Annotated in this window: 28 protein-coding genes; 20 read left to right on the forward strand and 8 right to left on the reverse strand. The window is 69.5% G+C overall.

Annotated features, from left to right (window positions below; genetic code table 11):
• Nucleotides 1-71: 71 nt before the first annotated feature.
• Complete coding sequence (locus tag ACQPYY_RS13560) at nucleotides 72-692, reverse strand: TetR/AcrR family transcriptional regulator (protein ID WP_433594002.1); 621 nt, start codon at nucleotides 690-692, stop codon at nucleotides 72-74.
• A gap of 99 nt (nucleotides 693-791) precedes the next feature.
• Here ACQPYY_RS13560 and ACQPYY_RS13565 point away from each other — a divergent pair, with 99 nt between their 5' ends.
• From ACQPYY_RS13565 to ACQPYY_RS13575, 3 genes are read left to right on the forward strand one after another with little or no spacing between them, the layout of a single operon-like run.
• The gene (locus ACQPYY_RS13565) at nucleotides 792-2,156 is read left to right on the forward strand and encodes an alpha/beta hydrolase family protein (RefSeq protein WP_433594003.1); all 1,365 of its coding nucleotides are present in this window, start codon (nucleotides 792-794) and stop codon (nucleotides 2,154-2,156) included.
• A complete protein-coding gene (locus tag ACQPYY_RS13570) occupies nucleotides 2,153-3,103 on the forward strand; it encodes a fumarylacetoacetate hydrolase family protein (RefSeq protein WP_433594004.1) in 951 nt (316 codons plus the stop codon). Before ACQPYY_RS13565 ends, ACQPYY_RS13570 begins: the two co-directional genes overlap by 4 nt.
• An 11-nt stretch (nucleotides 3,104-3,114) precedes the next feature.
• Entirely contained in the window at nucleotides 3,115-3,249 is a 135-nt protein-coding gene (locus ACQPYY_RS13575; RefSeq protein WP_433594005.1) for a hypothetical protein, read from the forward strand.
• A 63-nt stretch (nucleotides 3,250-3,312) separates the two neighbouring features.
• On the opposite strand, the gene ACQPYY_RS13580 is transcribed toward ACQPYY_RS13575, so the two are convergent.
• The 4 genes from ACQPYY_RS13580 to ACQPYY_RS13595 form a co-directional block, all read right to left on the reverse strand.
• Complete coding sequence (locus tag ACQPYY_RS13580; RefSeq protein ID WP_433594006.1) at nucleotides 3,313-3,594, reverse strand: hypothetical protein; 282 nt, start codon at nucleotides 3,592-3,594, stop codon at nucleotides 3,313-3,315.
• Between the two features lie 118 nt (nucleotides 3,595-3,712).
• Nucleotides 3,713-4,420 (reverse strand): S1 family peptidase, encoded by a 708-nt coding sequence (locus ACQPYY_RS13585; RefSeq protein WP_433594007.1) that lies wholly within the window; start codon nucleotides 4,418-4,420, stop codon nucleotides 3,713-3,715.
• A 184-nt stretch (nucleotides 4,421-4,604) separates the two neighbouring features.
• Complete coding sequence (locus ACQPYY_RS13590; RefSeq protein WP_379097330.1) at nucleotides 4,605-4,913, reverse strand: hypothetical protein; 309 nt, start codon at nucleotides 4,911-4,913, stop codon at nucleotides 4,605-4,607.
• A 355-nt stretch (nucleotides 4,914-5,268) separates the two neighbouring features.
• Complete coding sequence (locus ACQPYY_RS13595) at nucleotides 5,269-6,663, reverse strand: MFS transporter (protein ID WP_433594008.1); 1,395 nt, start codon at nucleotides 6,661-6,663, stop codon at nucleotides 5,269-5,271.
• 196 nt (nucleotides 6,664-6,859) lie between these two features.
• Here ACQPYY_RS13595 and ACQPYY_RS13600 point away from each other — a divergent pair, with 196 nt between their 5' ends.
• Entirely contained in the window at nucleotides 6,860-7,066 is a 207-nt protein-coding gene (locus tag ACQPYY_RS13600) for a heavy-metal-associated domain-containing protein (RefSeq protein ID WP_433594009.1), read from the forward strand.
• 208 nt (nucleotides 7,067-7,274) lie between these two features.
• Entirely contained in the window at nucleotides 7,275-7,649 is a 375-nt protein-coding gene (locus ACQPYY_RS13605) for a helix-turn-helix domain-containing protein (protein ID WP_433594010.1), read from the forward strand.
• Between the two features lie 90 nt (nucleotides 7,650-7,739).
• On the opposite strand, the gene ACQPYY_RS13610 is transcribed toward ACQPYY_RS13605, so the two are convergent.
• Nucleotides 7,740-8,522: an SDR family NAD(P)-dependent oxidoreductase gene (locus tag ACQPYY_RS13610; RefSeq protein ID WP_379097335.1), complete on the reverse strand. Its 783-nt coding sequence runs from the start codon at nucleotides 8,520-8,522 to the stop codon at nucleotides 7,740-7,742.
• A 116-nt stretch (nucleotides 8,523-8,638) separates the two neighbouring features.
• On the opposite strand from ACQPYY_RS13610, the gene ACQPYY_RS13615 reads away from it, so the two are divergent.
• From ACQPYY_RS13615 to ACQPYY_RS13675, 13 genes are all read left to right on the forward strand, one after another.
• On the forward strand, nucleotides 8,639-9,262 hold the full coding sequence (locus ACQPYY_RS13615; RefSeq protein ID WP_357285467.1) for a TetR family transcriptional regulator: 624 nt from the start codon (nucleotides 8,639-8,641) through the stop codon (nucleotides 9,260-9,262).
• A 72-nt stretch (nucleotides 9,263-9,334) separates the two neighbouring features.
• The gene (locus tag ACQPYY_RS13620; protein WP_433594011.1) at nucleotides 9,335-9,742 is read left to right on the forward strand and encodes a DUF6153 family protein; all 408 of its coding nucleotides are present in this window, start codon (nucleotides 9,335-9,337) and stop codon (nucleotides 9,740-9,742) included.
• A 103-nt stretch (nucleotides 9,743-9,845) separates the two neighbouring features.
• Complete coding sequence (locus tag ACQPYY_RS13625; protein ID WP_433594012.1) at nucleotides 9,846-11,402, forward strand: multicopper oxidase family protein; 1,557 nt, start codon at nucleotides 9,846-9,848, stop codon at nucleotides 11,400-11,402.
• A 171-nt stretch (nucleotides 11,403-11,573) separates the two neighbouring features.
• A complete protein-coding gene (locus ACQPYY_RS13630; RefSeq protein WP_433594013.1) occupies nucleotides 11,574-12,149 on the forward strand; it encodes a TetR/AcrR family transcriptional regulator in 576 nt (191 codons plus the stop codon).
• Between the two features lie 45 nt (nucleotides 12,150-12,194).
• Nucleotides 12,195-12,587 carry a DUF1707 SHOCT-like domain-containing protein gene (locus tag ACQPYY_RS13635; RefSeq protein WP_433594014.1) on the forward strand — a complete coding sequence of 131 codons (393 nt, stop codon included), beginning with the start codon at nucleotides 12,195-12,197 and terminating at the stop codon, nucleotides 12,585-12,587.
• A gap of 485 nt (nucleotides 12,588-13,072) precedes the next feature.
• Nucleotides 13,073-14,038 carry an AraC family transcriptional regulator gene (locus ACQPYY_RS13640; RefSeq protein ID WP_433594015.1) on the forward strand — a complete coding sequence of 322 codons (966 nt, stop codon included), beginning with the start codon at nucleotides 13,073-13,075 and terminating at the stop codon, nucleotides 14,036-14,038.
• 229 nt (nucleotides 14,039-14,267) lie between these two features.
• Nucleotides 14,268-15,020, forward strand: a complete 753-nt coding sequence (locus ACQPYY_RS13645; protein WP_357285453.1) for an SDR family oxidoreductase — start codon at nucleotides 14,268-14,270, stop codon at nucleotides 15,018-15,020.
• Nucleotides 15,021-15,028: 8 nt separating this feature from the next.
• On the forward strand, nucleotides 15,029-16,012 hold the full coding sequence (locus ACQPYY_RS13650) for an NADPH:quinone oxidoreductase family protein (protein WP_433594016.1): 984 nt from the start codon (nucleotides 15,029-15,031) through the stop codon (nucleotides 16,010-16,012).
• A gap of 18 nt (nucleotides 16,013-16,030) precedes the next feature.
• Nucleotides 16,031-16,792, forward strand: coding sequence for a 3-oxoacyl-ACP reductase FabG (fabG, locus tag ACQPYY_RS13655; protein ID WP_433594017.1), 762 nt, complete (start codon nucleotides 16,031-16,033; stop codon nucleotides 16,790-16,792).
• Between the two features lie 36 nt (nucleotides 16,793-16,828).
• A complete protein-coding gene (locus ACQPYY_RS13660) occupies nucleotides 16,829-17,281 on the forward strand; it encodes a MaoC family dehydratase (RefSeq protein WP_433594018.1) in 453 nt (150 codons plus the stop codon).
• The gene (locus tag ACQPYY_RS13665) at nucleotides 17,281-18,324 is read left to right on the forward strand and encodes a phosphotransferase family protein (RefSeq protein ID WP_433594019.1); all 1,044 of its coding nucleotides are present in this window, start codon (nucleotides 17,281-17,283) and stop codon (nucleotides 18,322-18,324) included. Before ACQPYY_RS13660 ends, ACQPYY_RS13665 begins: the two co-directional genes overlap by 1 nt.
• Before the next feature lie 385 nt (nucleotides 18,325-18,709).
• Nucleotides 18,710-19,942 carry an acyl-CoA dehydrogenase family protein gene (locus ACQPYY_RS13670; protein ID WP_379097366.1) on the forward strand — a complete coding sequence of 411 codons (1,233 nt, stop codon included), beginning with the start codon at nucleotides 18,710-18,712 and terminating at the stop codon, nucleotides 19,940-19,942.
• A gap of 41 nt (nucleotides 19,943-19,983) precedes the next feature.
• The gene (locus ACQPYY_RS13675) at nucleotides 19,984-20,583 is read left to right on the forward strand and encodes a TetR family transcriptional regulator (protein WP_433594020.1); all 600 of its coding nucleotides are present in this window, start codon (nucleotides 19,984-19,986) and stop codon (nucleotides 20,581-20,583) included.
• A 1-nt stretch (nucleotide 20,584) separates the two neighbouring features.
• Here ACQPYY_RS13675 and ACQPYY_RS13680 read toward each other — a convergent pair whose 3' ends face one another.
• Both ACQPYY_RS13680 and ACQPYY_RS13685 read right to left on the reverse strand, forming a co-directional pair.
• On the reverse strand, nucleotides 20,585-21,775 hold the full coding sequence (locus ACQPYY_RS13680) for an Ig-like domain-containing protein (RefSeq protein ID WP_433594021.1): 1,191 nt from the start codon (nucleotides 21,773-21,775) through the stop codon (nucleotides 20,585-20,587).
• 150 nt (nucleotides 21,776-21,925) lie between these two features.
• Entirely contained in the window at nucleotides 21,926-22,411 is a 486-nt protein-coding gene (locus ACQPYY_RS13685) for a DUF4232 domain-containing protein (RefSeq protein WP_379097374.1), read from the reverse strand.
• A 506-nt stretch (nucleotides 22,412-22,917) separates the two neighbouring features.
• Between ACQPYY_RS13685 and ACQPYY_RS13690 the strand changes: the two genes are divergently transcribed.
• On the forward strand, nucleotides 22,918-23,757 hold the full coding sequence (locus tag ACQPYY_RS13690; protein ID WP_379097377.1) for a helix-turn-helix domain-containing protein: 840 nt from the start codon (nucleotides 22,918-22,920) through the stop codon (nucleotides 23,755-23,757).
• Between the two features lie 39 nt (nucleotides 23,758-23,796).
• The gene (locus tag ACQPYY_RS13695) at nucleotides 23,797-24,651 is read left to right on the forward strand and encodes a universal stress protein (RefSeq protein ID WP_433594022.1); all 855 of its coding nucleotides are present in this window, start codon (nucleotides 23,797-23,799) and stop codon (nucleotides 24,649-24,651) included.
• Nucleotides 24,652-24,755 lie beyond the last annotated feature (104 nt).

Genomic DNA, 24,755 nt, shown 5'->3' on the forward strand with positions numbered 1-24,755 from the left:
CCTCACGCCACGAACCCGGTCCTGCCGAGAGGGGGCCGGGTTCGTCGTCTGTCGGATCGACGTCGGTGCGTTCAGGCGCGATGGGGGCGCTTCGCGGGCGCAGTTCGCATCGCGCCGAGAATGGAGGTGACCAAGGTATCGACGAACGCGGCATCGGCGGGTCGGCGAGTCAGTAAGTGGCGGAAGTGGATTGGGGCGATCAGTAGCTCGATGGCGAGGCGGCCGTCGGTGTCGGGTGGCAGTTCACCACGGACTACGGCGCGATCGATGATTGGCTGGTTCGCGCGATATCTGGTTTCCCAGAAGGTGTTCCGGGCTTCGGCGATCTCCTCGGAGTCGACGACGTAGGCCAGGGCGCGGGCCAGGCCGTCGCCGAGGGGGGTGTCGAGGTAGCCGATCAGGGCGGTGGCGAAAGCAGTCAGGTCGCCGTGGGCGGTGCCGGTGTCGGGTAGGGGGAGGGTGAGTTCGCTGGCGGTGAGGAGGACGTCGAGGATGAGGTTCTCCCGGGTGCCCCAGCGGCGATAGATGGAGCTGTCGCGGACTCCGGCGCGGCGGCTGATGTCGGGGATGCCGACGTTTTCGACGCCCTGCTCGGTGACAGCCTCGAGAACGGCGCGGTGGACGGCCTCCGTGACCTTGGCCGCTCGGCCTCCGGGGCGGCGTTGTGGCGCGGCGTTCTCGGGTTCGGTCATAAGGATATTTAAAGCAGATTGTCTTGCTTTTAGCTAGTCGCCGTGCGTACGCTCACAAAAGCAGAAGGTTCTGCGAACCGCTGGAGTGGGAGGCGCACAATGACGTCGTTGCCGGAACTGGGGAAGCAGGTGATGGTCAGCGCGCGAGCCTTGACCCACACCACCGAACGCGCAGCTCAGCGGATGGGAGTGGCCCCCTTCCTACCTCGGTTGTTCGCGGACCGGTTCACCTGCCTCGGTGGTATTCCGATCGAGGAGTTCCGCGCCCGGCTGGCCGGATGCCGATCCTTCGACGACGCCCGCTGGGCCGGGCACTGGGAAGGCTTCGCCGACGAGCACCTGGCCCTGGCCGACGCGGCTCTCCTCCGGTTGGGCGGACCCCGGGCCGAGCGGCTGGCCGATCCGAACGCCACCGTCGACCTGCGCGAACTCGGTGAATTGCTCGCACCGGCGGTGACGATCCTCGCCGACCGGGGGACAGTCGCCGATCCCGCCGCGGTGGCCCGCTTCTGCGCAGAGCATCCCGGGGCCACCGATGCCGCGATCGCGCTGGACGAGTTGATCAAGGCGCTGGTGTACGAGTTCGTCGCCGCCTGGCCCGGGTGGACTCCGCGGCGGCTGCGCGCCTACGAGCGGTCCCACCGGTTGTGCGAGGTCCTGACGCTCGCTCTCGCGCCCGCGATGGGCGTGACCATCGAGGTGGTGCGCATCCCGGTCGGGGACGGCGAACAAGTGCGCGGCATGCTGGTGCTTCCGGCCGGATCGGCGACGCCCGCCCCCGCCGCACTGGTCACCAACGGACTCGAGGGCACGATCGCGGAACTGCTCATTCCGATGCTGACGCAGCGGGATTCGGGTATCGGCCTGTTCGTCATGGAGATGCCCGGCACCTACTCCTACCGCCGACCGCTCTCGGCCGCCTCCCAGCAGGTGTACACGAAGGTCATCGACTTCCTGGCCGCCGAACCGCGGATCGACGCGGACCGGATCGGCATGGTGGGGTTCAGCTTCGGCGGATACTGGTCGACGCGCATGGCCGCGGTCGATGACCGGCTCTCGGTCGCGGTGTCCAACGGTCCGCTCACCCATCGCAGCTTCGGCGGGCGCAACTCGATCGGCCTGCCGGAGATCATGGTGTCGACCCTGGCCGCCACCACGGGCGCCCGGAGCCCGCTGGAGCTGTCCGGAAAACTTGCGAAACTCTCACTCGCACAGCACTATCGCGACATCGCGATACCGATCCTCATCATCAACGGCACCCACGACACCCTGGCCGCCACCCAGGACTCGATCGATATCGCCGCCCACGCCCCGCACGGAGTGCTGGCGCTGTACGCCGGAGACGATCACTGCGCCATGGGCCATGCCCCACTCTGGTCCGAGCTCACCACCCAGTTCCTACGCGAGCACCTGCCGGCCTCCACCCCCACTGTCGAATCCGAAGCGAAGGCGACGAAACGATGACCCTCCCGACGACCCTGCCCCGAACCCGGCGGATCCTCCATCGCGGCGAACACCGCATCGACACCCAGATCGACACCGGCGACGGCTGGCGCGACCTCGACGAATCCACCGGCGGCAGCGGAGTTTCCGTGATCCCGTCCGTGTTCTCCACCGACTTCGAGATCGCGCGCTACGACGCCCTCGGACTGTCCGACGGCGCCACGGTCCTGCCGGTGTGCCCGCCCTCGTTCCGCGACTTCATGCTCTTCGAGCAACACGCCGTGGACGCCGCCCGCGGGCTGACCAAGCGCTTCATGCCGTCCGGGTACCGGATCGCGAAGCTCTACGAGGCGGTCACGCGCCGGACCTTCCCGCCGTTCCGGCCCCACTCGCTGTGGTACTCCCAGCCGATCTACTACATGTCCAACGCCCTGACCATCGTCCCGTCCGGGGTTCCGGTCGCCGCGCCGCCGTACACCCGCGCACTGGATTTCGAGCTCGAACTCGGCGTCGTGCTGGGCGAACCATTGCGGGACGCCACCGTCGAGCAGGCCGCGGCCGCCATCGCCGCGGTCGTCGTGGTCAATGACTTCTCCGCCCGAGACGTGCAACTGCCGGAGATGCGTTCGGGTTTCGGGCCGCAGCGGTCCAAACACTTCATCACCTCGATGTCGGCGACCGCGGTCGCCGGACCGGCGGTCGTCGACCGGCTCGATTCCCTGATCGCGACGGTCACCATCAACGGGAACACCGTGTCGCGCACCGGAACCCACGGCATGCGCTATTCGATGGCCGAGGCCATCGCGCACGTGTCGCGCGGCGAACAGCTCTATCCGGGCGAACTGCTCTGCAGCGGCACCCTGCCCGGCGGCAGCGGCATGGAACTGGGCCGCTGGCTGGAACCGGGCGACGACCTGCGCCTGGAAATCGACGGCATCGGTGTCATCGAACACCGCATCGAGACGTAGAGGAGACGCCCATGCGGATCGAAGCCCGCGCTCATGAGAGCGCCCTCCAACTCGCTGCCCAACCCGCGGGCATCCTCGTCCCCGGCCACGGCGAGCCGATGGTGCTCGACCCGAACGACCTGACCCGCGCGCTATACCGCTCATGACCCGCCGAAGAAATCGAGCCCCATGTCATATCGACCTGCGGCTCGATTTCCTTGCGGGACGACTCAATTGGTCTTGCACAGCCATTCGGTGCCGTAATGCGCGGCATTCCCGCCATCGAGATGCACCCACGTCCCGCGCCCGTCATCACACGGCTCGCCTTCGACGTGCGCCGGCGCCGGAGGCTTCGACGGCGTCACGCCCGCGCTCCCGGTGAACAGGCCGTCCGGCAACGGAATCGAGATCCCCGGCACCGGCTGCCACACATCCGCGCTCGCGGTAGCGGAGGCGAAGAACGGAACGGCTACCGCGACCCCTGCCGTCAGAACTGCTGCGAAACCCTTCACGGGCGACCTCCCTGGCCGATGGTGCATCAACACTTGGACATCTGATCTATAGGTAGCCGATCGGTAACCATTACAGGCCCCCGTGGTTGTGGGGCGCACGGTGTACGGATCGGGTCGATCAGATGGGGTGGTAGCCGGCGCCGGGGCGGCCGGCGACGTTGATGTCGGTGAGGATCTGGTCGATGGGGCGGTAGAAGGCGGGGGAGTGGAGGGGGTTGGCGGGGGTGATGCAGGGGAAGTCGAGGGGGATGTTGTCGTAGCCGACGATGCCGCCCTGGAGCATGCCGACCAGGCGGTCGCCGGCGGTGATGGGGCCGCCGGAATCGCCGTGGTTGGAACAGGTCTGGCTGAGGGCGACTTCCTCGAACGGGCCCCAGTTGATGCTGCAGTTGAAGCCGGTGCTGCGGCCGTTGACGCAGACCTGGGCGCCCGGGCCCGGGGTCGGGGCGGTGCCCGCGATGGTGCTGCCGCCGACGGTGCGGGTGGGAACGACACGGGCGGGATCGAATTCGATGACGGCGTAATCGAGGTCCCGGCCGTTGTCGGAGTAGGCGACCGTGCCGATGGGGCCCGCGCCGCGGTTGATCTCCGCTTCCACCTTGGTGCCCGTGGGCGCGCAGTGGCCCGCGGTCAATCCCACGAGCCTGCCCGCGTCGTCGTACCCGATGGTGGTGAGCGAACAGATCGCCCTGTTGCCGAGCACGATGCCGGAGCCGCCGCCCAGCGGCACCGTCACGTCGGCCGAGGCCGTGCCGGCGGTCAGCGTGCCGACGGCAATGGCGGCGGTGATCAGGCCCGATGCTAGCGAACTCCGAGCAATCGACATCACCCGAGAATTCGCGCTCGCACACCCGAGGGGAAGAGAGTGTGATGCTCATCACACACACTGCTTGGTGTTCATGCGGATGCGCATTGAAGTGACCAGGCTCGATCCACCCCTGGAACGGAGACGCTGCGGGCCGGGACACCGTCTGGTGACCCGGCCCGCAGCGCGCTGCGGAGTGCGCGGACTAGCCGCGGCCGCAGATGCCGTTCAGCAGGACGCCCATGCTGCTGATCTGGGCGACGTCGCCGTTGGCGAGGGCGTTGGCGAAGTTGTCGATGGCGGTGCGCTCGTCACCGGAGGCCTCGATGGCGCGCAGGCGGTCGGCGACCTCGCTGCGCTGCTGCGGGCTCGGGCCCAGGGAGCCGTAGCTGTTGTAGATGTCGCCGGCGGTCTGGCAGGCGGGGGAGAGGGCGCTGGCGGTGCCGGCGGGGAGGACGAGCATGGCGCCGATGGCGCTGGCGGCCAGGAGGGAAGCGGGCAGGATTTTGCGCATACGGTTACTCCTCGAAGCAAGGTTCGGTTTATCGGCTCCGAGTCTGCCTGATGGAGTGGTGAATCCGATCATCCGCCGCCGTCGAGTCGGCGTGGTTGGCGGATTCCGGCCGTGGGGTCGGCGTGGTTGGCGGCCCGCGGCGTCCAGCTCGGCGGCCGTCGGGGGAGTGCCCGATGTGCTCCGGTACTGCCGCAAGGTCGCCGGCTCGTCGAGGACCAGCCAGGTGACCGCATCGCTGAGCCCGCCGCGCCGCTCCCACAAACCTGCTCTGTACCGGCGCTCGCCGGTGTCGGGTCGGTGGGCAATAGAAAAACGGCAGGCACCGGGGTGGGTGCCTGCCGTCGGTCGTCCGGCCTCAGGCCGCGGTCGGAACCTCGAGTCCCCGCCGCGTCCGGACCGGCCACCGCAGGTGATCGGCGTCGATCACGTACGGGTGGGTGTGGACGTAGAAGCCGTCGGCCCGCAGTTCCGCGTCGCCCAGCCGCTCCGGATCGATGCTGCCGACCGGGTGCAGGTGCGTGATCACCTCCGGATCCTCGCGCGGCCACAGCCGCGCCGCCACGGTGATGCCCGCCGTCGCCAGCACCGCCAGGGTCACCCACGTGACCGTGAATCCCGCTGTGGTGGTGAGCCATCCGGTGACCGGGTAGGTCAGCAGCCACGCCAGGTGCGAGAGCGAGAACTGGGCCGCGAACAGCGCGGGACGATCCGATGCCTGCGAGGATCGGCGCAGCACCTGACCGGTCGGGGTCAGGATGGCCGCGGTCCCGGCGCCCACGGTGGCCCACACCGCCACGGCCGCGACCCATCGCCAGCCACCCGCGTCCGCCGGTGACAGCGCGATGGCGGCGGCCAGGCCGGTGAGCAGGGTGACCGCGCCGGCCAGCATGACCGGGCGCGCGCCGATCCGATCCAGCACGCGGGGAACCGACAGCGCCACCAGCATGGTGCCGAAACCATTGGCCGCCAGCAGTATCGCCACCCCGGACTGGGAGCCGCCGAGGGTGTCGCGGACGTAGTTGACGGTATTGACCATGATCACCGAACCGGCCGCCGCGACCACCAGATTCAAGCCGAGCAGTCCGCGCAGCCGCGGGGTCGCGCCGAAGATGCGCACCCCGGCCGTGATCCGCTCCCGGAACGAATCACCGCCGGTGGCAGTCGAATTCGGGATCCGGGTGGCCAGCACCAGGACGGCCGAGACCGCGAAGCCGATCGCGGTGCCCACGAACAGCCAGTGGAAGCTCATGACCGTCAGCGCGGCCGCGGCGAGCATGGGGCTCAGCAGCGTCTCCATGGTGGCGGCCAGCTGCGCCGCCGACAGCGCGCGGGTGTACTCGCGCTCGTCGGGCAGGATGTCGGGGATGACCGCCTGATAGGTGGGTGTGTATGCGGCCGAGGCGGTTTGCAGGATCGCGATCAGGACGTAGATCTGCCAGATCTGATCGATGAACGGCAGCGCCAGCACGACGGCGGCACGCGCCAGATGCAGCCCGGTCAGGAAGCCGCGGCGAGGCAGGCGGTGCGCGTAGGCGGCGACCACCGGCGCGACGGTCACGTACATCAGCATCTTGATGGTGAGCGCGGTCCCCAGCACCGCGGCGGCCGCGCCGCCCGCAAGATCGTAGGCCAGCAAACCCAGTGCGACGGTGGTCAATCCGGTGCCGAAGAGGCCCGAGACCTGTGCGGTGAACAGCCGCAGATAGTCCCGATTGCGGAAGAGGGAGCTGAGCATGGGGGTGGATCGCATCGGAATTCTCCTCTTCGTGGTGTTCGACAGGAGGGACGTTAATACCCCCATGGGGTATATGCAACATTGGTTCCTGTGATGCGGCCCACGGGCCCCGGGGAGGGTCGAACCTGTTGACTAAATACCATAGGGGGGTATGGTAGCCACGAGAAGGCAGCCGGAACCGGCTGTCCCGAGCGAAGAGGAGCGCCACGTCATGAGCACCACCACCGTCACTGTCACCGGAATGACCTGCGGTTGCTGCGCGAACTCCGTGAGCAAGGAGGTCGGCAAGATCTCCGGCGTCACCGGCGTGAACGTTGACGTCGACAGCGGCCGCGTCGTCGTCGACAGCGACGCCCCGATCGCGCCCGGCGTCCTCGCCACCGCGGTCGCCGACGCGGGCTACGCCCTCGCCGACTGATCCGGCATTCACCCCGAAAGCGGCAGATACTCCTCGGTATCTGCCGCTTTCGCGTGTTGCCACGCCGACATTCGCCGATGGCGAGGGATTCTCGCGAACTTATGGCAACCTATCCGGTGCTTCAGCGAAGGCTGGGATGCGGATCGAGGAGCGGTGTATGGGGAAGATGGGTAGGCGGAAGCGGTCTCGGCTCATTACGCAGGGACTGATGACTTCCGGGAAGACGCGGCCGGAGGCCGCGCAGGGGAAGCGGGACGCGGCCGTCGCCGCCGAGCCGGTGGCCGTCGCGGCGCAGCCGGTCGCGGAGCGGGATGCCGCGGCTGTGGCTTCGGAATCCACTGCCGGGCAGCGCGATATCAAGGCGCTGGCCGAACGGGTCAAGGCCCGGCGCAAGGAGAACGGCTGGACGCAGGCCGATGTGGCCAAGAAGGGCGGTCCGTCCGCCGGGGCGATCAGTCAGATCGAGCGGTGCCTGATCGAGGAGCCCGCCGAGGATCTGCTGGCCAAGCTCGACGCGGCGCTGGAATGGCCGTCGGGCACCGCGGACGGCATCGTGCGCGGACTGGTCGGCGCCGCGAGTTAGTCGTGCCGGCCACCCGGCCGAGGTGGCGAGGCCCCGATCGGATCACCGATCGGGGCCCAGCCGTATTCGAAGCGATTGTGCGCCAGGTGATTACGTGTGCGCCGCGCCGTCGATGCGGATCTCGGTGCCGCTGATGAAGCGGCCGTCGTCGGAGACCAGCATGGCGATCACGCCCGCCACGTTCTCCGGGCCCGCCAGCTCTTCCGGATTGTCCTGCGGCAGCACGGCGATCAGGCGGCCGAACAGCGACCAGTCGGAGTCCTGCGGCAAGTAGCCGGGGGTCGCGTCGGTGATGCCGGACTTGATGCCGCCGGGCGCCACGCACACCGCGCGCAGACCCTGCTTGCCGTATTCCAGGGCCAGCGTGTGGGTCATGCTCTGGATGCCGCCCTTGCTCGCCGAGTACGCGGCCATGTACGGGTGCGCGAAGCTGGCCGAGGTGGAGCTGAAGTTGACGATGGTGCTGCGCGGGTTCGCCAGCAGTGCGGGCAGGGCCTCCCGGATCACCAGGAAGGTGCCGGTGAGGTTGACCGCGATGATCTGGTTCCACAGATCCAGCGACGTTTCGTGGGTGTGGGCCGCGCGCAGGATGCCCGCCGCGTTCACGACGGCGTCCAGCCCGCCCAGCGCCTCGATGGCGGTGCGCACCCCGGCGACGACCTCGGCCTCCTGGCCGACGTTCAGCTCGACCGTGGTCAGCCGGGCGTCGGTACCGGCCTCGGCGGCCTGCTTGCGGGTCAGTTCCAGGCCCTCGACATTGACGTCGGCCCCGGCGACGACCGCGCCTTCGGACAGCAGGCGGAGGACGGTGGCCTGGCCGATGCCGGATCCGGCGCCGGTAACCAGAATGCGGCGCTGCTCGAGACGGTTCATGGGTCACTTCCTGATCGGTGGAACCAGCTTCGTCGGTGAAGCTAGTTTCTGACACGATATGCCGAAAATGGCACGCGACGCCAGGAAACGTTTTCGGCCTCGGTACAGTTCCCCGGGTGAGCAGCGAGCGAAACCGCGCCGGGCGACCGGCCCTGAGCGAGACCCGTCGCGCGGCCACCCGCCGCGAAGTGGCCACGGTGGCGGCGCACCTGTTCATCGAAAACGGTTACGCCACAACCACGGTCGAGGAGATCGCGGCGGCCGCCGGGATGGGGTTGCGCACCTTCTACCGCTATTTCGCGGGCAAGGAGGACGTGGTCGCGCCACTGCTGGCCATCGGCACCCAGGCCTGGGCCGACGAACTGGCCGCCTGCCCGCCGGAACTGCCGCTGCGTGAGGCGCTGAGCCGGTCCTACCGGGTCGCGACCCTGGGCACGCTGGCCGCGGAGGGCATCGTCGAGAACCGGCTGCGGCCACTGGTGCGGGCCGCCACCCAGCTCCCGGCGCTGCGCGCGACCTGGCTGCGCGTGCAGTACGACTGCGAGACCCAGCTCATCCCGATCATCGCCGCCCGCACCGGCCGCACCGACGACGACCTCGATGTGGCCTTGGCCGCGGCCATGGCCAATACCGCGGTGCGGCTGGCCACCGAACTGTGGGCCGCGGGCGAGGAATCCGGTTCCGCCGCCGATGTTCTCGACACCTGCCTGGCCCGGCTGGCCACCGACAGCCTGCTGTAGCCGCCGGTCCGGGCACTGTGGCGTTCGATACCCCTGGGGGGTTGCCGTCCGTCGGCGGCTATCATGGCGGACGTGGCTGATCAGCGCGTTGCGCCGGGAGCGACCGGATACGTCCGGCTGCTCGGTGTGCTGGCGCTGTTGCTCGGGATCGCGGCCATGCACGCCGGGGTGTTCTCGGTCGGCCACGATATGCCCGCGGCCTCCGCGCCGAGCGTGGTGACGGCCGCATCGATGACGGCCTCGGGTCACGCGCCCGATCCCCACGGTGATCATTCCGGCGGGCACACGAGCTCGCACGGATGTGACTACCTGATCCTTACGGGTCTGGCGCTCGGCATCGGCCTGGTCCTCCTGCACTGGATCGCCGATCGGTCCCGCGATCTCCGTCCGCCCGCGTTCGCGTCCTGGCGGATTCACCGGGAACGTCCCCCGCCCTGGACCTCGCTCTCCCTCTCCGAACTGTCGATTCTGCGGATCTGACAGGTCGTGCGCCGCGCCCGGACCCGGGTTCGCGGCCGACCTTCCGATCCCGGCCGACGCCCTGCGTGGGCGCGCCCAGAACCCGACGACTCAGGGAGAAATCATGTCCTCCAACCGTTCCCCGCTCGCGCGTCCGCTGACCCGGCGCGGGCTGTTCGCCGTCGGCGCCGGCGCCGCGGCCGCCGCGACGCTGGCCGCCTGCTCGAAGAACCCGGCCGCGACCCGTGGTCTCGTGACACCCGACTCCGAGGCCGTCCGTGCCGCCGAGGCCGCTCGCCGCGCGGCGGGCGCGGGCGTGCGCGAGCTGAGCCTGCGCGCCGAACCGACCGTGGTCGACCTGGGTGGCGTGCGGGTGCCGACCTGGGCCTTCGGCGGCCGGGTGCCCGGACCCGAAATCCGTGTCGCCCAGGGCGAAGTGGTGCGCGCCGACGTCGCCAACGCACTGCCCGCCCCGACCACCGTGCACTGGCACGGCATCGCCCTGCGCAATGACATGGACGGCGTCCCCGACGTCACCCAGCCGCCGATCGCGCCCGGCGGGACCTTCCGCTACGAGTTCACCGCGCCCGACCCCGGCACCTACTTCTTCCACCCGCACGTCGGCGTCCAACTCGACCGCGGCCTGTACGCGCCGCTCATCGTGGAGGATCCGGCCGACGGCAAGGACTACGACGTGGAAGCCGTAGTGGTACTGGACGATTGGCTCGACGGCGTCGACGGCCGCGACCCCGACCAGGAGTTGCGGCAGTTGCGGGACCAGGGCATGGCGGGGATGACCATGGGCGGTTCCGGCATGAACCACGGCGGCATGACCATGGGCGGAGGCGGCATGGCCAGGTCGGCCGACCCCAACGCGCCGCTCGGCTCCGACGCCGGCGACGTCACCTACCCGTACTTCCTCGTCAACGGCAAACTCGGCACCGACCCAACGGTATTCACCGCCCGGCCCGGTCAGCGCATGCGGCTGCGGATCATCAATGCCGCCGCCGACACCGCGTTCCGGGTCGCGCTGGGCGGGCATCAACTGCGCGTCACCCACACCGACGGCTTCCCGGTGCGGCCCGTCACCACCGCGAGCCTGCTCATCGGCATGGGCGAGCGCTACGACGCCATCGTCGAACTGACCGGCGGCGTCTTCCCGCTGGTCGCCGCCGCCGAAGGCAAGAACGGCCGCGCCTTCGCGCTGGTCCGCACCGGCGGCGGCACCCCGCCCCCGGCCGATGCGCAACCCGCCGAACTCGCCGTCGCCCCGCTCACCGCGGACCGCCTGACCTCCGCCGAACCGGTTCGGCTCCAGGCGAAACAGCCCGACCAGACCCTCGACGTCACCCTCGGCTCCGACAGGAAGAACTACGTCTGGACCATCAACGGCAAGGCCTATCCCGACCACGCCCTGCTGAACGTCTCCCAGGGTCAGCGCATCCGCCTGCGCTTCCGCAACCAGTCGATGATGTTCCACCCCATGCACCTGCACGGCCACACCTATCAGGTCGTCAACCGCGACGGCACGGGCCCGCGCAAGGACACCTCCATCGTCACGCCCATGCAGACCGTCGAAGTCGACTTCGACGCCGACAATCCCGGCCAGTGGATGCTGCACTGCCACAACGCCTATCACGGCGAAGCGGGCATGATGGGCATCCTGTCCTACGTGCGCTGAGGATCGGTCATCGGCCGCTGGTCCGACAGGGGACCGGCGGCCGAGCCGCTCGAGGTCGCGCTCGATGCCGCCCTGAATCCGTTGCGGCGTGGCAACATCCATCTCATCGAGACAGAGTGTCCATGGTCGATACTCTCTATTCGGATGGGGGTCAGTACGTATAGTCGAGCTGTGCCGAAGCTGTGGAACGAGACGATCGAGGCGCACCGGAGTCAGGTGCGGGAGGCGATCCTGGACGCGGCGGGCGCGCTGGCCTCCGATCGCGGGCTGCGCGGGGTGACGATGTCGCAGATCGCGGAGCGGGCCGGGATCGGGCGGGCCACGCTGTACAAATACTTCTCCGATGTCGAGACCATCCTGCGGACCTGGCACGTGCGCCGCATCGACGGACATCTGCGCGAACTCGCCGCGGTACGCGACGGTGTGGGCACGCCGGGAGAGCGGCTGGCGGCGGTGCTCACCAGTTACGCGCACATCGCCCGGCAAAGCCGAGGCCATGACCGGGAATTGGTGACCTTCCTGCACCCCGACGAGCAGGTCGTCCACGCGCACAACCAGCTTCGCGAGTTGATCGGTCAATTGGTCGAGGAGGGAGTGCGTTCCGGCGACCTGCGCCACGACATGCCCGCCGCCGAACTCGCCACCTACAGCCTGCACGCCCTCGGCGCGGCCGCCGAGGCGGGCGACGACGCGGGCATCGCCCGGCTGGTGGCGCTCACGATGGGCGCGCTGACGTCCCGCCCCTGATCGGAAACGGGGCGCGTCGGAGCCCGGAGTGGCAGGATCGATGCGGTGAACGAACCATTGCACCCCAACGACATTCGGATCTCCGATGCCGAGCGTCGGGCGGGTGAGGAACGGCTGCGCAAGGCCGTCGATGCCGGGCTGCTCGACCTCGGCGAGTACGACACCCGGGTGCAGGCGATCTGGCAGGCCCGCACCCGCGGCGAACTGACCGTGGTGGAGGCGGATCTGCCGCAGCACAAGGAGCCCGGACCCTCGGGCGGGCGGATCGCCATGACCGTGCTGACCATCGTGTGGCTGTCGCTGAGCGGGCTGAGCCTGGTCGTGTGGCTGCTGCTCGGGGTCACCCTGGAGTGGCTCTACCCGTGGTGGGTGTGGGTGCTGGTGCCGCCGGGCGTGGTATTGGGCACCTTGCGCGCGTTCGGAATCGGGCGCGCATAGCGCGGGTCGGTCGGTGATGCGGGGGATGTCCTCGGTGGGCTGGTCTCCGCCGGGTCCGAAGGGGCTGCGGGTCCTCGGCGGTCGCGGCAGGATGTGCCTGGTTGGGTACCACGCCCGCCGAGGGGGACTGCCGTGTACAGCGTCCGGTCCCGTGGTGCGCGCGGAACCGTGGAGGCCGCCAAGGGCGAGCGGCCAACGTCGACAAGGCTAGGGCGGAGGTCGTCGCGTCCGGGGTGTACCGCGGGGTCACGCCTCTGCGGTTTTGGGCCACGCCACGGACGCGCGTGCCGTGCGGCGCGCGGGGCGCGGACAAGGGGCGCGCGGGCGACACGCCCGAGGTCGCTCGAAATTAGCTGAAGAATTGCTCAATTGGGCCAGTCGCGGCGATCGGATGGGAGATCATCTGCGACATGCTCGACGACTCCTGGTGTGTCCGTTCGATACACAGCGCTGCCGTGCTGGTCGAGTTCGCCGCTAGCCGCGCGATGACCAGAGCCGCCGTCCTGGCCGGGACGGGGCTCACCGAGGCCGATCTGGACGACCCGGACATCGAGATAGATATCGCCCAGGAGTTCCGGCTCATCGAGAATATCCTGGACGCCACCGGCGACGAGCCGGGTTTGGGCCTGCTGGCCGGGTTTTCGGTGCATCTGAGCATGCTCGGCAGCCTCGGCATCGCCATGAGCAGTTGCTCCACCGTGCGCGAGATGGCCGAGCTGTGGGCGCGGCACGCCGAATTGTCCTTCGCCTACTGCCGATTCGGCATCGAGGACGCGCAGGGCCGGGTGCTGGTCACCCTCGACACCGAGCCGGCGCCGCCACGACTGCGCCGCTTCGCCATCGAACGCGACCTGGCGGCCCTGCGCATCATCCAGCGCGAGCTGCTGAACTGGGACATCCGGGTGCACCGCCTGGAGCTGACCCTGCCCTACGCGCCGGTCTACGAGGCGGTCGGCATGCTGCTCGGGATCGGCGATATCGGCTACGACCGGCCCGCCGACGTGCTGGTCCTCGACGCCGCCGACCTGCGACGCCCTATGCCGCAGGCGAATTCGATGCTGCGCCGCCAGTACGAGCAGCTGTGCGCCGAGATCGTGGAACGCCGCCGCGCCCGGGTCGGGCTGGCCGGCCAGGTGCGCGCCCTGCTCATGCGCCACGGCCGCGCCATCGACCAGGCCACCATCGCCGCCGACCTGCACATGAGCGTGCGCACCCTGCGCCGCCGCCTGGCGGACGAGGGCACCACCTTCCGGGAACTCGCCTGCGAGACGACGGGCCTGCTCGCGGAGGAATTGCTGGCCACCGGATTCACCGTCGACACGGTGGCCACGCGCCTCGGCTACACCAGCGTGTCGGCGTTCGCGACGGCGTTCCGCGATTGGAAGGGACAGACCCCCGGGCAGTTCGCGCGCTCGGAGCCCGCGCCGCCGAACCGACGGCTGCGCCGCTAGCCGCGCGTGCGGTCGCGCCGACGGCCGCAGATCTGAATCAGGTTTCAACAATGGCCTGATAGCCGGTGTATGAACTGCACTTTCACTCGGCGTGTGCGACAGATCACACGTGGGGTTCGATACTGCCGGTATTGACCGGGATGGGCTTTTCCAGCATGGTGTCCGAAGAACTAAGCGCTTAGTAAGTTGCCTGCTCGCCGGACCGCACCGACCATCGGAGGACTCTCACATGACCAGATTCGAGGGCAAGACCGCCATCGTCACCGGCGCGAGCCGCGGGATCGGGCTCGGCATCGCGCAGCGCCTGGTCGACGAGGGTGCGCGGGTCGTCATCACCGCCCGCAAGCAGGAGGCGCTCGACGAGGCGGTGGCCGCGCTGGGCGGACCGGACAAGGCGCTGGCCGTGGCCGGGCGCGCGGACGATGTGGCCCATCAGGCCGAGGTGGTGAAGCGGGCCGTCGACACCTTCGGCAGCGCCGACCTGCTGGTCAACAACACCGGCATCAACCCGGTCTACGGGACCATGATGCAGCTCGACCTCGAGGCCGCCCGCAAGATCGTCGAGGTCAACTGCCTGGCCGCGCTGTCGTGGGTGCAGCAGGCGTACGGCGCGTGGATGAAGGATCACGGCGGCGCGGTCGTGAACGTCTCCTCGGTGGCCGGGCTCAAGCCCGCGCCCGGGATCGGCTTCTACGGCGCGAGCAAGGCGATGCTGACCCACATCACCCAGGAGCTCGCGGTCGAACTCGGCCCGGACATCCGGGTGAACGCGGTCGCTCCGGCGGTGGTGAAGACCAAGTTCGCGACCGCGCTCTACGAGGGACGCGAGGAAGCCATCGCGGCCACGTACCCGCTCAAGCGCTTGGGTGTGCCCGAGGACATCGCGAGCGTGGTCGCGTTCCTGCTGTCGGCCGACTCCGCCTGGCTCACCGGGCAATTGCTCGTCGTCGACGGCGGCATCACCCTCACCGGTGGCGTCTAGTGGCGGACATGTCGGCGTGGCGGGTCCACGAACTGGGTGAACCCGCGACGGTCATGCGCCTGGACACGGTCGCCCGTCCCGAGGCCGGGCCCGGGCAGCTGGTCGTGCGGGTGCTCGGTGCGGCGGCGAACTTCCCCGATGTCCTCATGTGCCGCGGCCGGTACCAGGTGCGGCCGGAGTTGCCGTTCACGCCGGGCGTCGAGCTGTGCGGTGAGGTGGTGGCCCTCGGCGCGGACGTGACCGGATTCGCCGTCGGCGAGCGCGTGCTCGGCGGGACCGCCCTGCCGCACGGCGCGTTCGCCGAATACGCGGTGATGAACGCGAACCAGACCTTCTCCGCGCCACCGGATCTCGACGACGCCGAGGGCGCGGCCCTGTACATCGGCTACCAGACCGGATGGTTCGGCCTGCATCGGCGCGCCGCCCTGCGCCCGGGGGAGACCCTGCTCGTCCACGCGGCCGCGGGCGGTGTCGGCAGCGCCGCCATCCAGCTCGGCAAGGCCGCCGGCGCCCGGGTCATCGGCGTGGTCGGCGGGCCCGAGAAGGCGGAGTACGCCCGCGAACTCGGCGCGGACATCGTGATCGACCGCAGGACACAGGATTTCGTCGAGATCGTGAAGGCCGCCACCGACAACCGCGGCGCGGACGTCGTCTACGACCCGGTCGGCGGCGACACCTACGCGCGGTCGACCAAGTGCGTCGCGTTCGAGGGCCGCGTCCTGGTGGTCGGTTTCGCGGGCGGAGAGATCCAAAGCGCCGCCCTGAACCACGCGCTGGTGAAGAATTATTCGATCGTCGGACTGCACTGGGGTCTCTACAACACCCACGACCGCGCGGCGGTCGCCCACTGCCACCGGGAACTGACCCGGCTGGCCGCTGACGGCGCGATCCGCCCCCTCATCAGTGAGCGACTGGCCCTGGCGGACCTCGCCGGCGCCGTCCAGCGCCTGGCCGACGGCAAGACCGTCGGCCGTGTCGTCTACACCCCCTAATCCCCTCGGGAGAACCCTATGAGCAACGAAACACAGCGGGTAGCGATCGTCACCGGGGCCGCGCGCGGCATCGGCGCGGGCGTGGCGCGGCGGCTGGCGGCCGACGGGATGGCCGTCGCCGTGCTGGATCTCGACGAATCCGCCTGCAAACCGGTGGTCGCGGACATCGAGGCGGCCGGTGGCCGGGCCGTCGCCATCGGCGCGGACGTGTCCGACGAGCAGTCGGTGACCGCCGCGGTGGAACGGGTGGCCGCCGAGCTCGGCGCCCCGACCGTGCTGGTCAACAACGCCGGCATCATCCGCGACAACATGCTGTACAAGATGACCGTCGACGACTGGGACGCCGTCATGGGCGTGCACCTGCGCGGCGCGTTCCTGTGCACCAAGGCCGTGCAGAAGTACATGGTGGAGCAGAACTTCGGCCGCGTCGTGAACCTGTCGAGCACCTCGGCGCTGGGCAATCGCGGCCAGGCCAATTACGCCGCCGCCAAGGCCGGGATCCAGGGCTTCACCAAGACACTCGCGTTCGAACTCGGCAAGTTCGGCGTCACCGCCAACGCGATCGCGCCCGGCTTCATCGAGACCGAGATGACCCACGCCACCGCCGAACGCCTGGGCATGTCCTTCGAGGACTTCCGCCAGGCTCTGATCGCCACCATCCCGGTGGCGCGGTCGGGCAAGCCGGAGGACATCGCGCACACCGTCTCGTTCCTGGTCAGCGACGGCGCGGGCTTCGTGTCCGGCCAGGTCATCTACGTGGCCGGCGGGCCGAAGAACTAGCGGCGCAGCGCAATCGGAACGGAAGGAACGCGAGCGATGCAGGTATTCGAGGGTTTGCCCGAGCTGGAGAAGGCGGTCGGCACCCATCTGGGCTACAGCGACTGGCATACGGTGACTCAGCTTCAGATCGACATGTTCGCCGACGCCACCGGCGACCACCAGTGGATCCACGTCGACCCCGAGCGCGCCGCCGCCGGACCGTTCGGTGCGACCGTGGCGCACGGCTTCCTGACCCTGTCGTTGCTGCCGATGCTCGCCCACAGCGTCTACACCGTGGAGGGGCTGTCGATGGGAATCAACTACGGGACCAACAAGGTTCGGTTCCCCGCCCCGGTGCCGGTGGGCTCCCGCGTCCGGGCGGGGGTGGAGCTGGTGTCGCTGACTCCGACGAACGCGGGCGCGCAACTGGTCTCGCGGGTCACCGTGGAGATCGACGGCTCCGCCAAACCGGCCTGTGTCGCCGAGCACGTCGCCCTGCTGGTGCCGTGATGAGCGCGCCGAACAGCGCCCCGGCCGGCGGCGAGCTGCCCGGGCTGGACCTGACCCGCCTCGCCGCGTGGCTCGAGCGCGCCCGGCCCGGCTTCGCGGCCGGTCCGCTGGCCGGACGGTTCATCTCGGGCGGCCGCTCCAATCTCACCTATGTGGTGGGAGACGGCGTCTCCGAATGGATTCTGCGCCGCCCGCCGCTGGGGCACGTGCTGGCCACCGCGCACGATATGGGTCGCGAGTTCCGGGTCATGAGCGCCCTGGCCGACACCGCCGTCCCGGTCCCGCGCACCTATGTGTTGTGCACCGATCCCGAGATCCTGGGCGCGCCGTTCTATCTCATGGAAAACGTTGCGGGCGTGCCCTATCGGGAGGCGGCCGAACTCGAGGCGCTCGGACCCGAACGGACCCGCGTGATCTCCGAGGGCATGGTCGACGCGCTGGCCGCACTGCACAGAGTCGACCCGGAATCGGTGGGGCTCGGAGACTTCGGGAAGGCGAGCGGCTTCCTGGCCCGGCAGGTGCACCGCTGGAAGAAGCAGCTCGACGCCTCCTACACCCGCGACCTGCCCGCCGCCGAGGCGCTGTACGCGCTGCTCGCCGCGGAGCAGCCCGAGCAGTCGCCGGACGGCATCGTGCACGGCGACTACCGGCTCGACAACGTCCTCGTCGACGCGCAGGACCGGGTGGCCGCCGTCGTCGACTGGGAGATGGCCACCGTCGGCGACCCGCTCACCGATGTCGCGCTGCTGGTGCTGTATCAGCGGCTGGGCGATCTGGGCGTGCCCGGCGACATGTCCGGCGCGTCCGGCTATCTCACCGAGGCCGAGACCCTCGCCCGCTACGCCGAGCGCAGCGGCCGCGACCTCGCGAACCTCGGGTTCTACCAGGGGCTGGCCGCCTTCAAACTGGCCGCCATCCTCGAAGGCATCCACTACCGCTACCTGCACGGCCAGACCGTGGGCGCCGGATTCGATGCCATCGGCGACGCCGTCGAACCCCTGCTGCTGGCCGGGATCGACGCCGTCAGGAAGAGCGGCCGATGACCGGCACGGTCCGAGACGAACTCCGGCGCGCGGTGGAAACCCTGCCCCGTACCTCGGGCGCGCCGAGGTGGACCGGATCGGTCGGGGAAGCGCAGGGCGTCACCGCGCGACGCTCGCCACCCTGATCGATCCGCCGATGGCGGGGCACGGAGTCGGGGCCAGGTACATCCGACTCCGGCCGCTCCGCCCGAAAACGGTGCCGTGACACCCGGTGTCACGGCACCGTTTTCGTATCCGCTCAGCAGCCGGGACGGCTCAGGGGAAGCGAAATCTGTTGGTGCACAACCCACATGAAGCGCCAAGGAACCATACTTGAATCCGGAATCAAGTTCGGATAACGTTCCTGGCGAGACAGTAACCACTGTGTGCGACCCACGATCAGGAGTTGTCGATGTTCGAGCTGTCGGAGCGGGCCCGCGGATACCGGGACGAGCTGCTCGCCTTCATGGACGAGCGCGTCTACCCGGCCGAAGCGGTGTACGAGGCGCAGATGGCGGAATCCGGGGATCCGCACTTCCATCCGCCGGTGCTCGAGGAGCTGAAGACCGAGGCCCGCAAGCGCGGGCTGTGGAACCTTTTCCACCCGCACCCGGAATGGGGCCCGGGCCTGACCAACCTGGAATACGCGCACCTGGCCGAGATCATGGGCCGCAGTGTGGTTCTCGCGCCCGAGGCCACCAACTGCAACGCCCCCGACACCGGCAATATGGAGGTGCTGACCCTGTTCGGCACCCCCGAACACAAGGAACAGTGGCTGCGCCCGCTGCTCGACGGCGAGATCCGCTCGGCGTTCGCCATGACCGAACCCGCGGTCGCCAGCTCCGACGCCACCAATATCCAGCTGCGCATGGAACGCGACGGCGACGAGTACGTGCTCAACGGCCGCAAATGGTGGACCTCCAATGCCCTGCACAAGAACTGCAAGGTCATGATCGTGATGGGCAAGACCGATCCGGACGCGCCCACCCACCGCCAGCAGTCGATGATGGTCGTGCCCATGGACACCCCCGGCGTCACCGTGCTGCGCGGACTGCCGGTCTTCGGCTACCAGGACCGCGAGGGCCACGCCGAGGTGCTCTTCGAGAACGTGCGCGTCCCCGTCACCGCCCTGCTCGCCGGTGAGGGCGACGGATTCATGATCAGCCAGGCCCGCCTGGGCCCCGGCCGCATCCACCACTGCATGCGAGCCGTCGGCATGGCCGAACGGGCCCTGGACCTCATGATCGACCGGGCGCAGTCCCGCGTCACCTTCGGCGAGCCGGTGGCCAACCGGGCCAATGTCCAGGACTGGATCGCCGAGGCGCGCATCGAGATCAATATGGCCCGGCTGCTCACCCTGCAGGCCGCCTACCTGATGGACACCGTCGGCAACAAGGCCGCCCGCACCGAGATCGCCGCCATCAAGGTCGCGGCCCCGAACGTGGCGCTGAAGGTGATCGACCGCGCCATCCAGGTGCACGGCGGCGCCGGCGTCTCCGACGACTTCCCGCTCGCCAACATGTACGCCCACATGCGCACTCTGCGCTTGGCCGACGGCCCCGACGAGGTGCACAAGCGATCCATCGCCCAATGGGAACTGCGCCGCCGCGACCCCGACTGGGGAAAGCGCGCCCGCTAGCCGCGCGCCGGAAGTTCTCCGGTGGCTGCGAGACTGTACCGGTGACCGGATCAGAGGATCGCTCGCGCGCGGACGAGACGCGGGCACGGCTGCTGGACGCTGCGATCGTCGCCTTCGCCGAGCGCGGCTTCCACGGCTCCACCACCCGCGACATCACCTCGATCGCCGGATTGAGCACCGCGGCCATCTACGTGCACCACCGGTCCAAGGAGGAACTGCTCTACCAGGTTTCGCGCGCCGGGCACGAGAACACCCTGGCCCGGTTGCGCGACGCACTGTCCACCTCCGACGATCCGGTGGAGCAATTGGTCGCGGTGATGCGGGATTTCGCCATCGACCACGCGCGCGGCCACACCGGCGCGCGGGTCGTCAACTATGAGCTCGCCGCCCTGAGCCCCGAACATCAGCGGGAGATCAAGGACATCCGCCGCGTCATCGACACCGAGATGCGGCAGCTCATCGAACGCGGCGTCGCGGCGGGCGTGTTCGACAACCCGAATCCGCGCATGGCCGCGGTGGCGTTGCTGTCGCTGGGCATCGACCTGGCCCGCTGGTACCGCGACGACGGGCCGCTCTCGCCGGAGGAGATCGGCGACTACTACGTCGATCTCGCGCTGCGGATCGTCGGCGCGCGCCGCTAGATCAGGACTGGGCCCGGCCCTGCTGCCACTCCGGCCACGGGACCGACCAGTCGCCGTTCTGCCAGATATCGAGCGGCTCGCCGCCGGTATTGCGGACCTCCACCACATCGCCGGGGACGACGAAGTCGAAGAACCAGGTGGCGTCGTCGGGGGAGATATTGAGGCAGCCGTGCGAGACATTGGTATTGCCCTGCGCCCACATGCTCTGCGCCAGTTCGTGGACGTAGATGCCGTCGTGGCTGATCCGCACCGCGTGATGGATGGTGGTCCGGTATCCCAGGCTGGCGTTGGTGGGCAGGCCGTAGCTCGCCGAATCCATGATCACCGGATCCGAGCTGTCCAGCACCGTGTAGGTGCCCGGCCGGGTCCAGAACGACAGCCGGCGTCCGCCGATCACCGCGGAGCCGCCCATGCCCATCGAGGTCGGCATGGAGCGCACCAGGTTTCCGTTGTCGAAGACGTCGATCATCTTGGTGTCGTCGTCGGCGATCGCCACGTGGGCCGCGCCGATGGTCACCGACACCCGCTGGTCGCGCAGGCCGAACGCGCCGTCGCCGAGCGGGATGCCGAACAGGTCCGCCGTCACCGTGATCCGGGTGCCGGGCGCGTGATAGAGCTCGGGCCGCCAGTGCGCGTTGCGATCGTCGAGCCAGTACCAGGCCCCCGCGACAGCGGGGGCGGTCACGACCTTCAGCGCGGATTCGGCGGCCGTCCGGTCCACGGCCTCGGTGAAATGGGCGACGAGCACGAAACCGACGCCGTACGTATCGTTTTCGGTGAGCTCCACCTGATTCGCCGACCGCAGCGAGACGTCGACGATCCGATCCGGCTGGGGCGTCGTGTAATTCGCGGTCGCGGTGATATCGCCGGTCTCGCCCTTGGCCACGGCCTTCACCGTGTAGGTGTGGCCGTAGCCGAGCGGTTCGGCGCTGACCCAGCTCTTCCGATCGGCGGCCGGTGCGCCGGGCAGCGGGCGGCCGGTCTCGTCGAGCCATTCCACCGAGGTCAGGGTGCCGTCGGTGACGGCGACCGTGCCGGGCGCGCGGGCCGACACCGGCTGTGGGGCCGGTGCGGGCTCGAAGCGAATCTTGGCGGGCGTGGGCGGTGTCGACGGCTCCCGGCCGCAGCCCGCGAGTACGAGCCCGCCCGCTCCGGCGAATCCGAGCAGTAGTTGACGGCGTCGCACTGCCATCGCGTGCCTCCTTCACCGGGTGCCGATGATCATGATCAGTGGATCAGCATCGGTGGGCGTGACGCGGCAGCCACGCCGACGGGCTGTGTCTCCACCGATCCGTCGTCCAACCGACACCAATTCTCGACACGCCGCCAGGGACAGCGGGAGTCAGGCGCGCAGCGGGCCGATGGTGACCGAGCCGGGCTGGCCGAAGGTCACCGCGCCGAGCTTGCGCCAATCCCAGTACAGGCGCAGCGGACGGGTGTTGTCGGGCGGGGTCACGATCAGTTCGTTGGCGATCCAGTCGGTCCCGCCGTAGGTGTAGGTGAGCGTGGCCGACGCCGATCGTCCCGGCGCGAGCTCGATGGGGTGGCCGGTCGCGCCGTTGCGCGCCGCGTGCTGCCCGGGCTGTCCCCACACCGCCAGGTCCACGCCCGGGTATCCCTGCGTGCGGCAGGTCTGCGCGGAGATATTGCGCAGCGTGATGTTCGCGGTGCGCAGGTTGGAGCCGAGCTGCTCGCCCGCGGTCACCGAGGCCTGGATCCGCGAGGTGGTGCACCACGGCGCGGTCGCGCCGGCGGCGCCGGTGAACGCGGCGGTCGAGCCCGCCAGCGCCGCGGCGGCGAGGGCGAGGGTCAGAATCCGGTATCGCATGATGTCGTCCCTTGATCGTTCGGTACCGGTGGTCGTTCGGTACGACCCGAGATTCGCCGGGCCCACCAACAATCGACCAATGGCCCACTAATGTCCGCGCGGAATACCCGCTCCCACAGTCGGTTTCGTCCAGCCGGGCACGGGTTGCGCCGACATCGCGGGCAAGGGATTCGGGGCGCGGGCCGGGAAGCCACGTCGCGGTGGTCGCAGGCCACCACGGAATCCACCCGTGCGGAGCCGGGGTTCGGCGATCGGCATCCACGCCCGCCGGGGCACATCTCCTCGACCGACCGGTTGTCGTAGGGGGCTGGACACCGGATAGGGACCGGCCGGTCCGCTAAATTCCGCCCGTCACGGCCGTATTTTCTGTCCGAAACTGTAAATTCGCAGCGCTGCCCCAATTTCTGCCGGATTCCCGAGTTGCCGACCCTGAAGCAGGCTGCTAGGAAGTAGCCACATGTTCAGGGTCCATCCATGGCGGATGGGCGAATTCCGGGGGCGGGATGATGACCGAGTCGACCATCGGCGGCGCAGGGCATGAGCATCGCGGCGGGGTCCACGACCCCGGCCCACCCGTGCCGCCGAATTTCGGCGGCACGCTGCGGCGACTGCGCGAGCGGCGGGGAGTCTCGCGGGAACGGCTGGCCTTCGGGGCGGGGGTGAGCGCCAGCTACATCACCCGGATGGAACGCGGGGAACGCGGCCGCCCCACCGAACAGGTGCTCACCGCCATGGTCCGCTACCTGGACCGGGTCGCCCGCCTGACCATGGCCGAATACCGGCACCTGCACGACCTGGCCGCGCTCGGGCAGCACGCCCCGCCGCGCGACGAGCCGTCGCTGACCGCGGCCATGCTGGACAACCTCGACGTCCACCTGCCGCATCCCGCGGCCTATCTCGACCGTCGCCTGAACGTGCTGGCCGCCAACGCCGTCCATCTGCGCACGTTCCCCGGGCTCGGCGACGACGGCAATTTCCTGCACTGGATGCTCACCGACGATCTCGCGCGGCATGTCCTCGTCGACTGGACCGGCTCGCTGCGCCATGCGATCTCGACCCTGCGCGGGCTGCTGGCCATGGAGGAGGGCGAGACCGAGGAGGACGCGCGGGTGCTGGCCGAACTCGGGCGGTTCGAGCCGTTCCGGCGAATCTGGACCGGCGATCATGGCATTCTCACCGGCGCGCCCACGGTCATGCGGCTGCGTGACGCGGTGACCGGGGTGCCGTATTCCCTGATGTGGCAGATCCTGCGGGATCAGTCGGCGACCATGAGTCCCGGGCAGCCGATCTTCGTGGTCGGACTGCCCACGGCGAGTCAGCCGCGAGACCGGGTGGTCGGTCCGTAGGATCGCCCGGGGAGGGGGCCTGGGAGGAGGCGGAACGCGGTGCCTGCCAACAGTCTCGACCGGTCGATCGTGGTGGGCGTCGACGCCTCCGAATCCGCACTGCACGCGGTGCGCTGGGCCGCGGTCGACGCCGCCCTGCGGGGCGCGCCACTGCACCTGGTGTTCGCGGTGCCCCCGGTCGCCGACGCGCCCCTGGACGAGAGCCCGGTCCGGCTGCTGCACGACCGGCTGCGCGGCACCGCGCAGGACGCGCTCGACAATGCCGTCGAGGTCGCCCGGAAAGCGGTGGGGGACCGGCCGGTTCCCGACATTCGCACCTTCCTCGTCGACGCGCCGGCGGTCACCGTGCTGTCGGCGCAGGCCGGGACCGCCTACTTCGTGGTGGTCGGCGTGCGCGGCATGAGCGCTTACCACCGCAGCCTGCTCGGCTCGGTGAGCACCGGCGTGGCGCGGCACGCGCGGGGGCCGGTGGTGGTGGTTCCCGGTGGGACCGAGTCGATTTCGGACCGACCGGTCGTCGTCGGGGTCGACGGGTCGGTGCACAGCGTGCGCGCGCTCGAGATCGCCTTCGACGAGGCCTCGCGGCGCGATGTGCCGCTGCTGGTGGTGCACGCGTGGGAAGAACTGTCCGGCGACAGCCACAGCCAGGCCGTCGAACTGCTGACCGGCATGCTGGACCGCAATGCCGCGGCCTTTCCCGGTGTCGAGGTGAAAACCCTTGTCATGGAGGGGCATCCGGCCCGCATCCTGCTCGATGCCGCCGCGGGAGCGCAATTGCTGGTGGTCGGCAGTCACGGCACCCGCGGATATCCCGGGATGGCGCTCGGATCGACCGGTCACGCGCTGCTGCACGGCAGTGAATGCCCTATCGCGCTGGTCCGTCTGCGCAATTGACCCGCTGCCCGGGCGATTTCGCGGCGACATCGCGGTACGGCCTACAAAACCGGTGCGGATGTAACCGTTTCGCCAGGAATCAGACACCCCAGCAATTTCTGGGT

The organism is Nocardia sp. CA-145437, assembly GCF_050956485.1.
Classification (GTDB): Bacteria; Actinomycetota; Actinomycetes; order Mycobacteriales; family Mycobacteriaceae; genus Nocardia.

Excerpts from the sequence above, each read along its gene's own strand:
- ACQPYY_RS13560 (WP_433594002.1), bottom strand. The coding sequence starts at position 692 with ATGACCGAACCCGAGAACGCCGCGCCACAACGCCGCCCCGGAGGCCGA.
- ACQPYY_RS13565 (WP_433594003.1), top strand. The coding sequence starts at position 792 with ATGACGTCGTTGCCGGAACTGGGGAAGCAGGTGATGGTCAGCGCGCGA.
- ACQPYY_RS13570 (WP_433594004.1), top strand. The coding sequence starts at position 2,153 with ATGACCCTCCCGACGACCCTGCCCCGAACCCGGCGGATCCTCCATCGC.
- ACQPYY_RS13575 (WP_433594005.1), top strand. The coding sequence starts at position 3,115 with ATGCGGATCGAAGCCCGCGCTCATGAGAGCGCCCTCCAACTCGCTGCC.
- ACQPYY_RS13585 (WP_433594007.1), bottom strand. The coding sequence starts at position 4,420 with ATGTCGATTGCTCGGAGTTCGCTAGCATCGGGCCTGATCACCGCCGCC.
- ACQPYY_RS13590 (WP_379097330.1), bottom strand. The coding sequence starts at position 4,913 with ATGCGCAAAATCCTGCCCGCTTCCCTCCTGGCCGCCAGCGCCATCGGC.
- ACQPYY_RS13595 (WP_433594008.1), bottom strand. The coding sequence starts at position 6,663 with ATGCGATCCACCCCCATGCTCAGCTCCCTCTTCCGCAATCGGGACTAT.
- ACQPYY_RS13600 (WP_433594009.1), top strand. The coding sequence starts at position 6,860 with ATGAGCACCACCACCGTCACTGTCACCGGAATGACCTGCGGTTGCTGC.
- ACQPYY_RS13605 (WP_433594010.1), top strand. The coding sequence starts at position 7,275 with ATGACTTCCGGGAAGACGCGGCCGGAGGCCGCGCAGGGGAAGCGGGAC.
- ACQPYY_RS13610 (WP_379097335.1), bottom strand. The coding sequence starts at position 8,522 with ATGAACCGTCTCGAGCAGCGCCGCATTCTGGTTACCGGCGCCGGATCC.
- ACQPYY_RS13625 (WP_433594012.1), top strand. The coding sequence starts at position 9,846 with ATGTCCTCCAACCGTTCCCCGCTCGCGCGTCCGCTGACCCGGCGCGGG.
- ACQPYY_RS13640 (WP_433594015.1), top strand. The coding sequence starts at position 13,073 with ATGACCAGAGCCGCCGTCCTGGCCGGGACGGGGCTCACCGAGGCCGAT.
- ACQPYY_RS13645 (WP_357285453.1), top strand. The coding sequence starts at position 14,268 with ATGACCAGATTCGAGGGCAAGACCGCCATCGTCACCGGCGCGAGCCGC.
- ACQPYY_RS13650 (WP_433594016.1), top strand. The coding sequence starts at position 15,029 with ATGTCGGCGTGGCGGGTCCACGAACTGGGTGAACCCGCGACGGTCATG.
- fabG (WP_433594017.1), top strand. The coding sequence starts at position 16,031 with ATGAGCAACGAAACACAGCGGGTAGCGATCGTCACCGGGGCCGCGCGC.
- ACQPYY_RS13660 (WP_433594018.1), top strand. The coding sequence starts at position 16,829 with ATGCAGGTATTCGAGGGTTTGCCCGAGCTGGAGAAGGCGGTCGGCACC.
- ACQPYY_RS13665 (WP_433594019.1), top strand. The coding sequence starts at position 17,281 with ATGAGCGCGCCGAACAGCGCCCCGGCCGGCGGCGAGCTGCCCGGGCTG.
- ACQPYY_RS13680 (WP_433594021.1), bottom strand. The coding sequence starts at position 21,775 with ATGGCAGTGCGACGCCGTCAACTACTGCTCGGATTCGCCGGAGCGGGC.
- ACQPYY_RS13685 (WP_379097374.1), bottom strand. The coding sequence starts at position 22,411 with ATGCGATACCGGATTCTGACCCTCGCCCTCGCCGCCGCGGCGCTGGCG.
- ACQPYY_RS13690 (WP_379097377.1), top strand. The coding sequence starts at position 22,918 with ATGACCGAGTCGACCATCGGCGGCGCAGGGCATGAGCATCGCGGCGGG.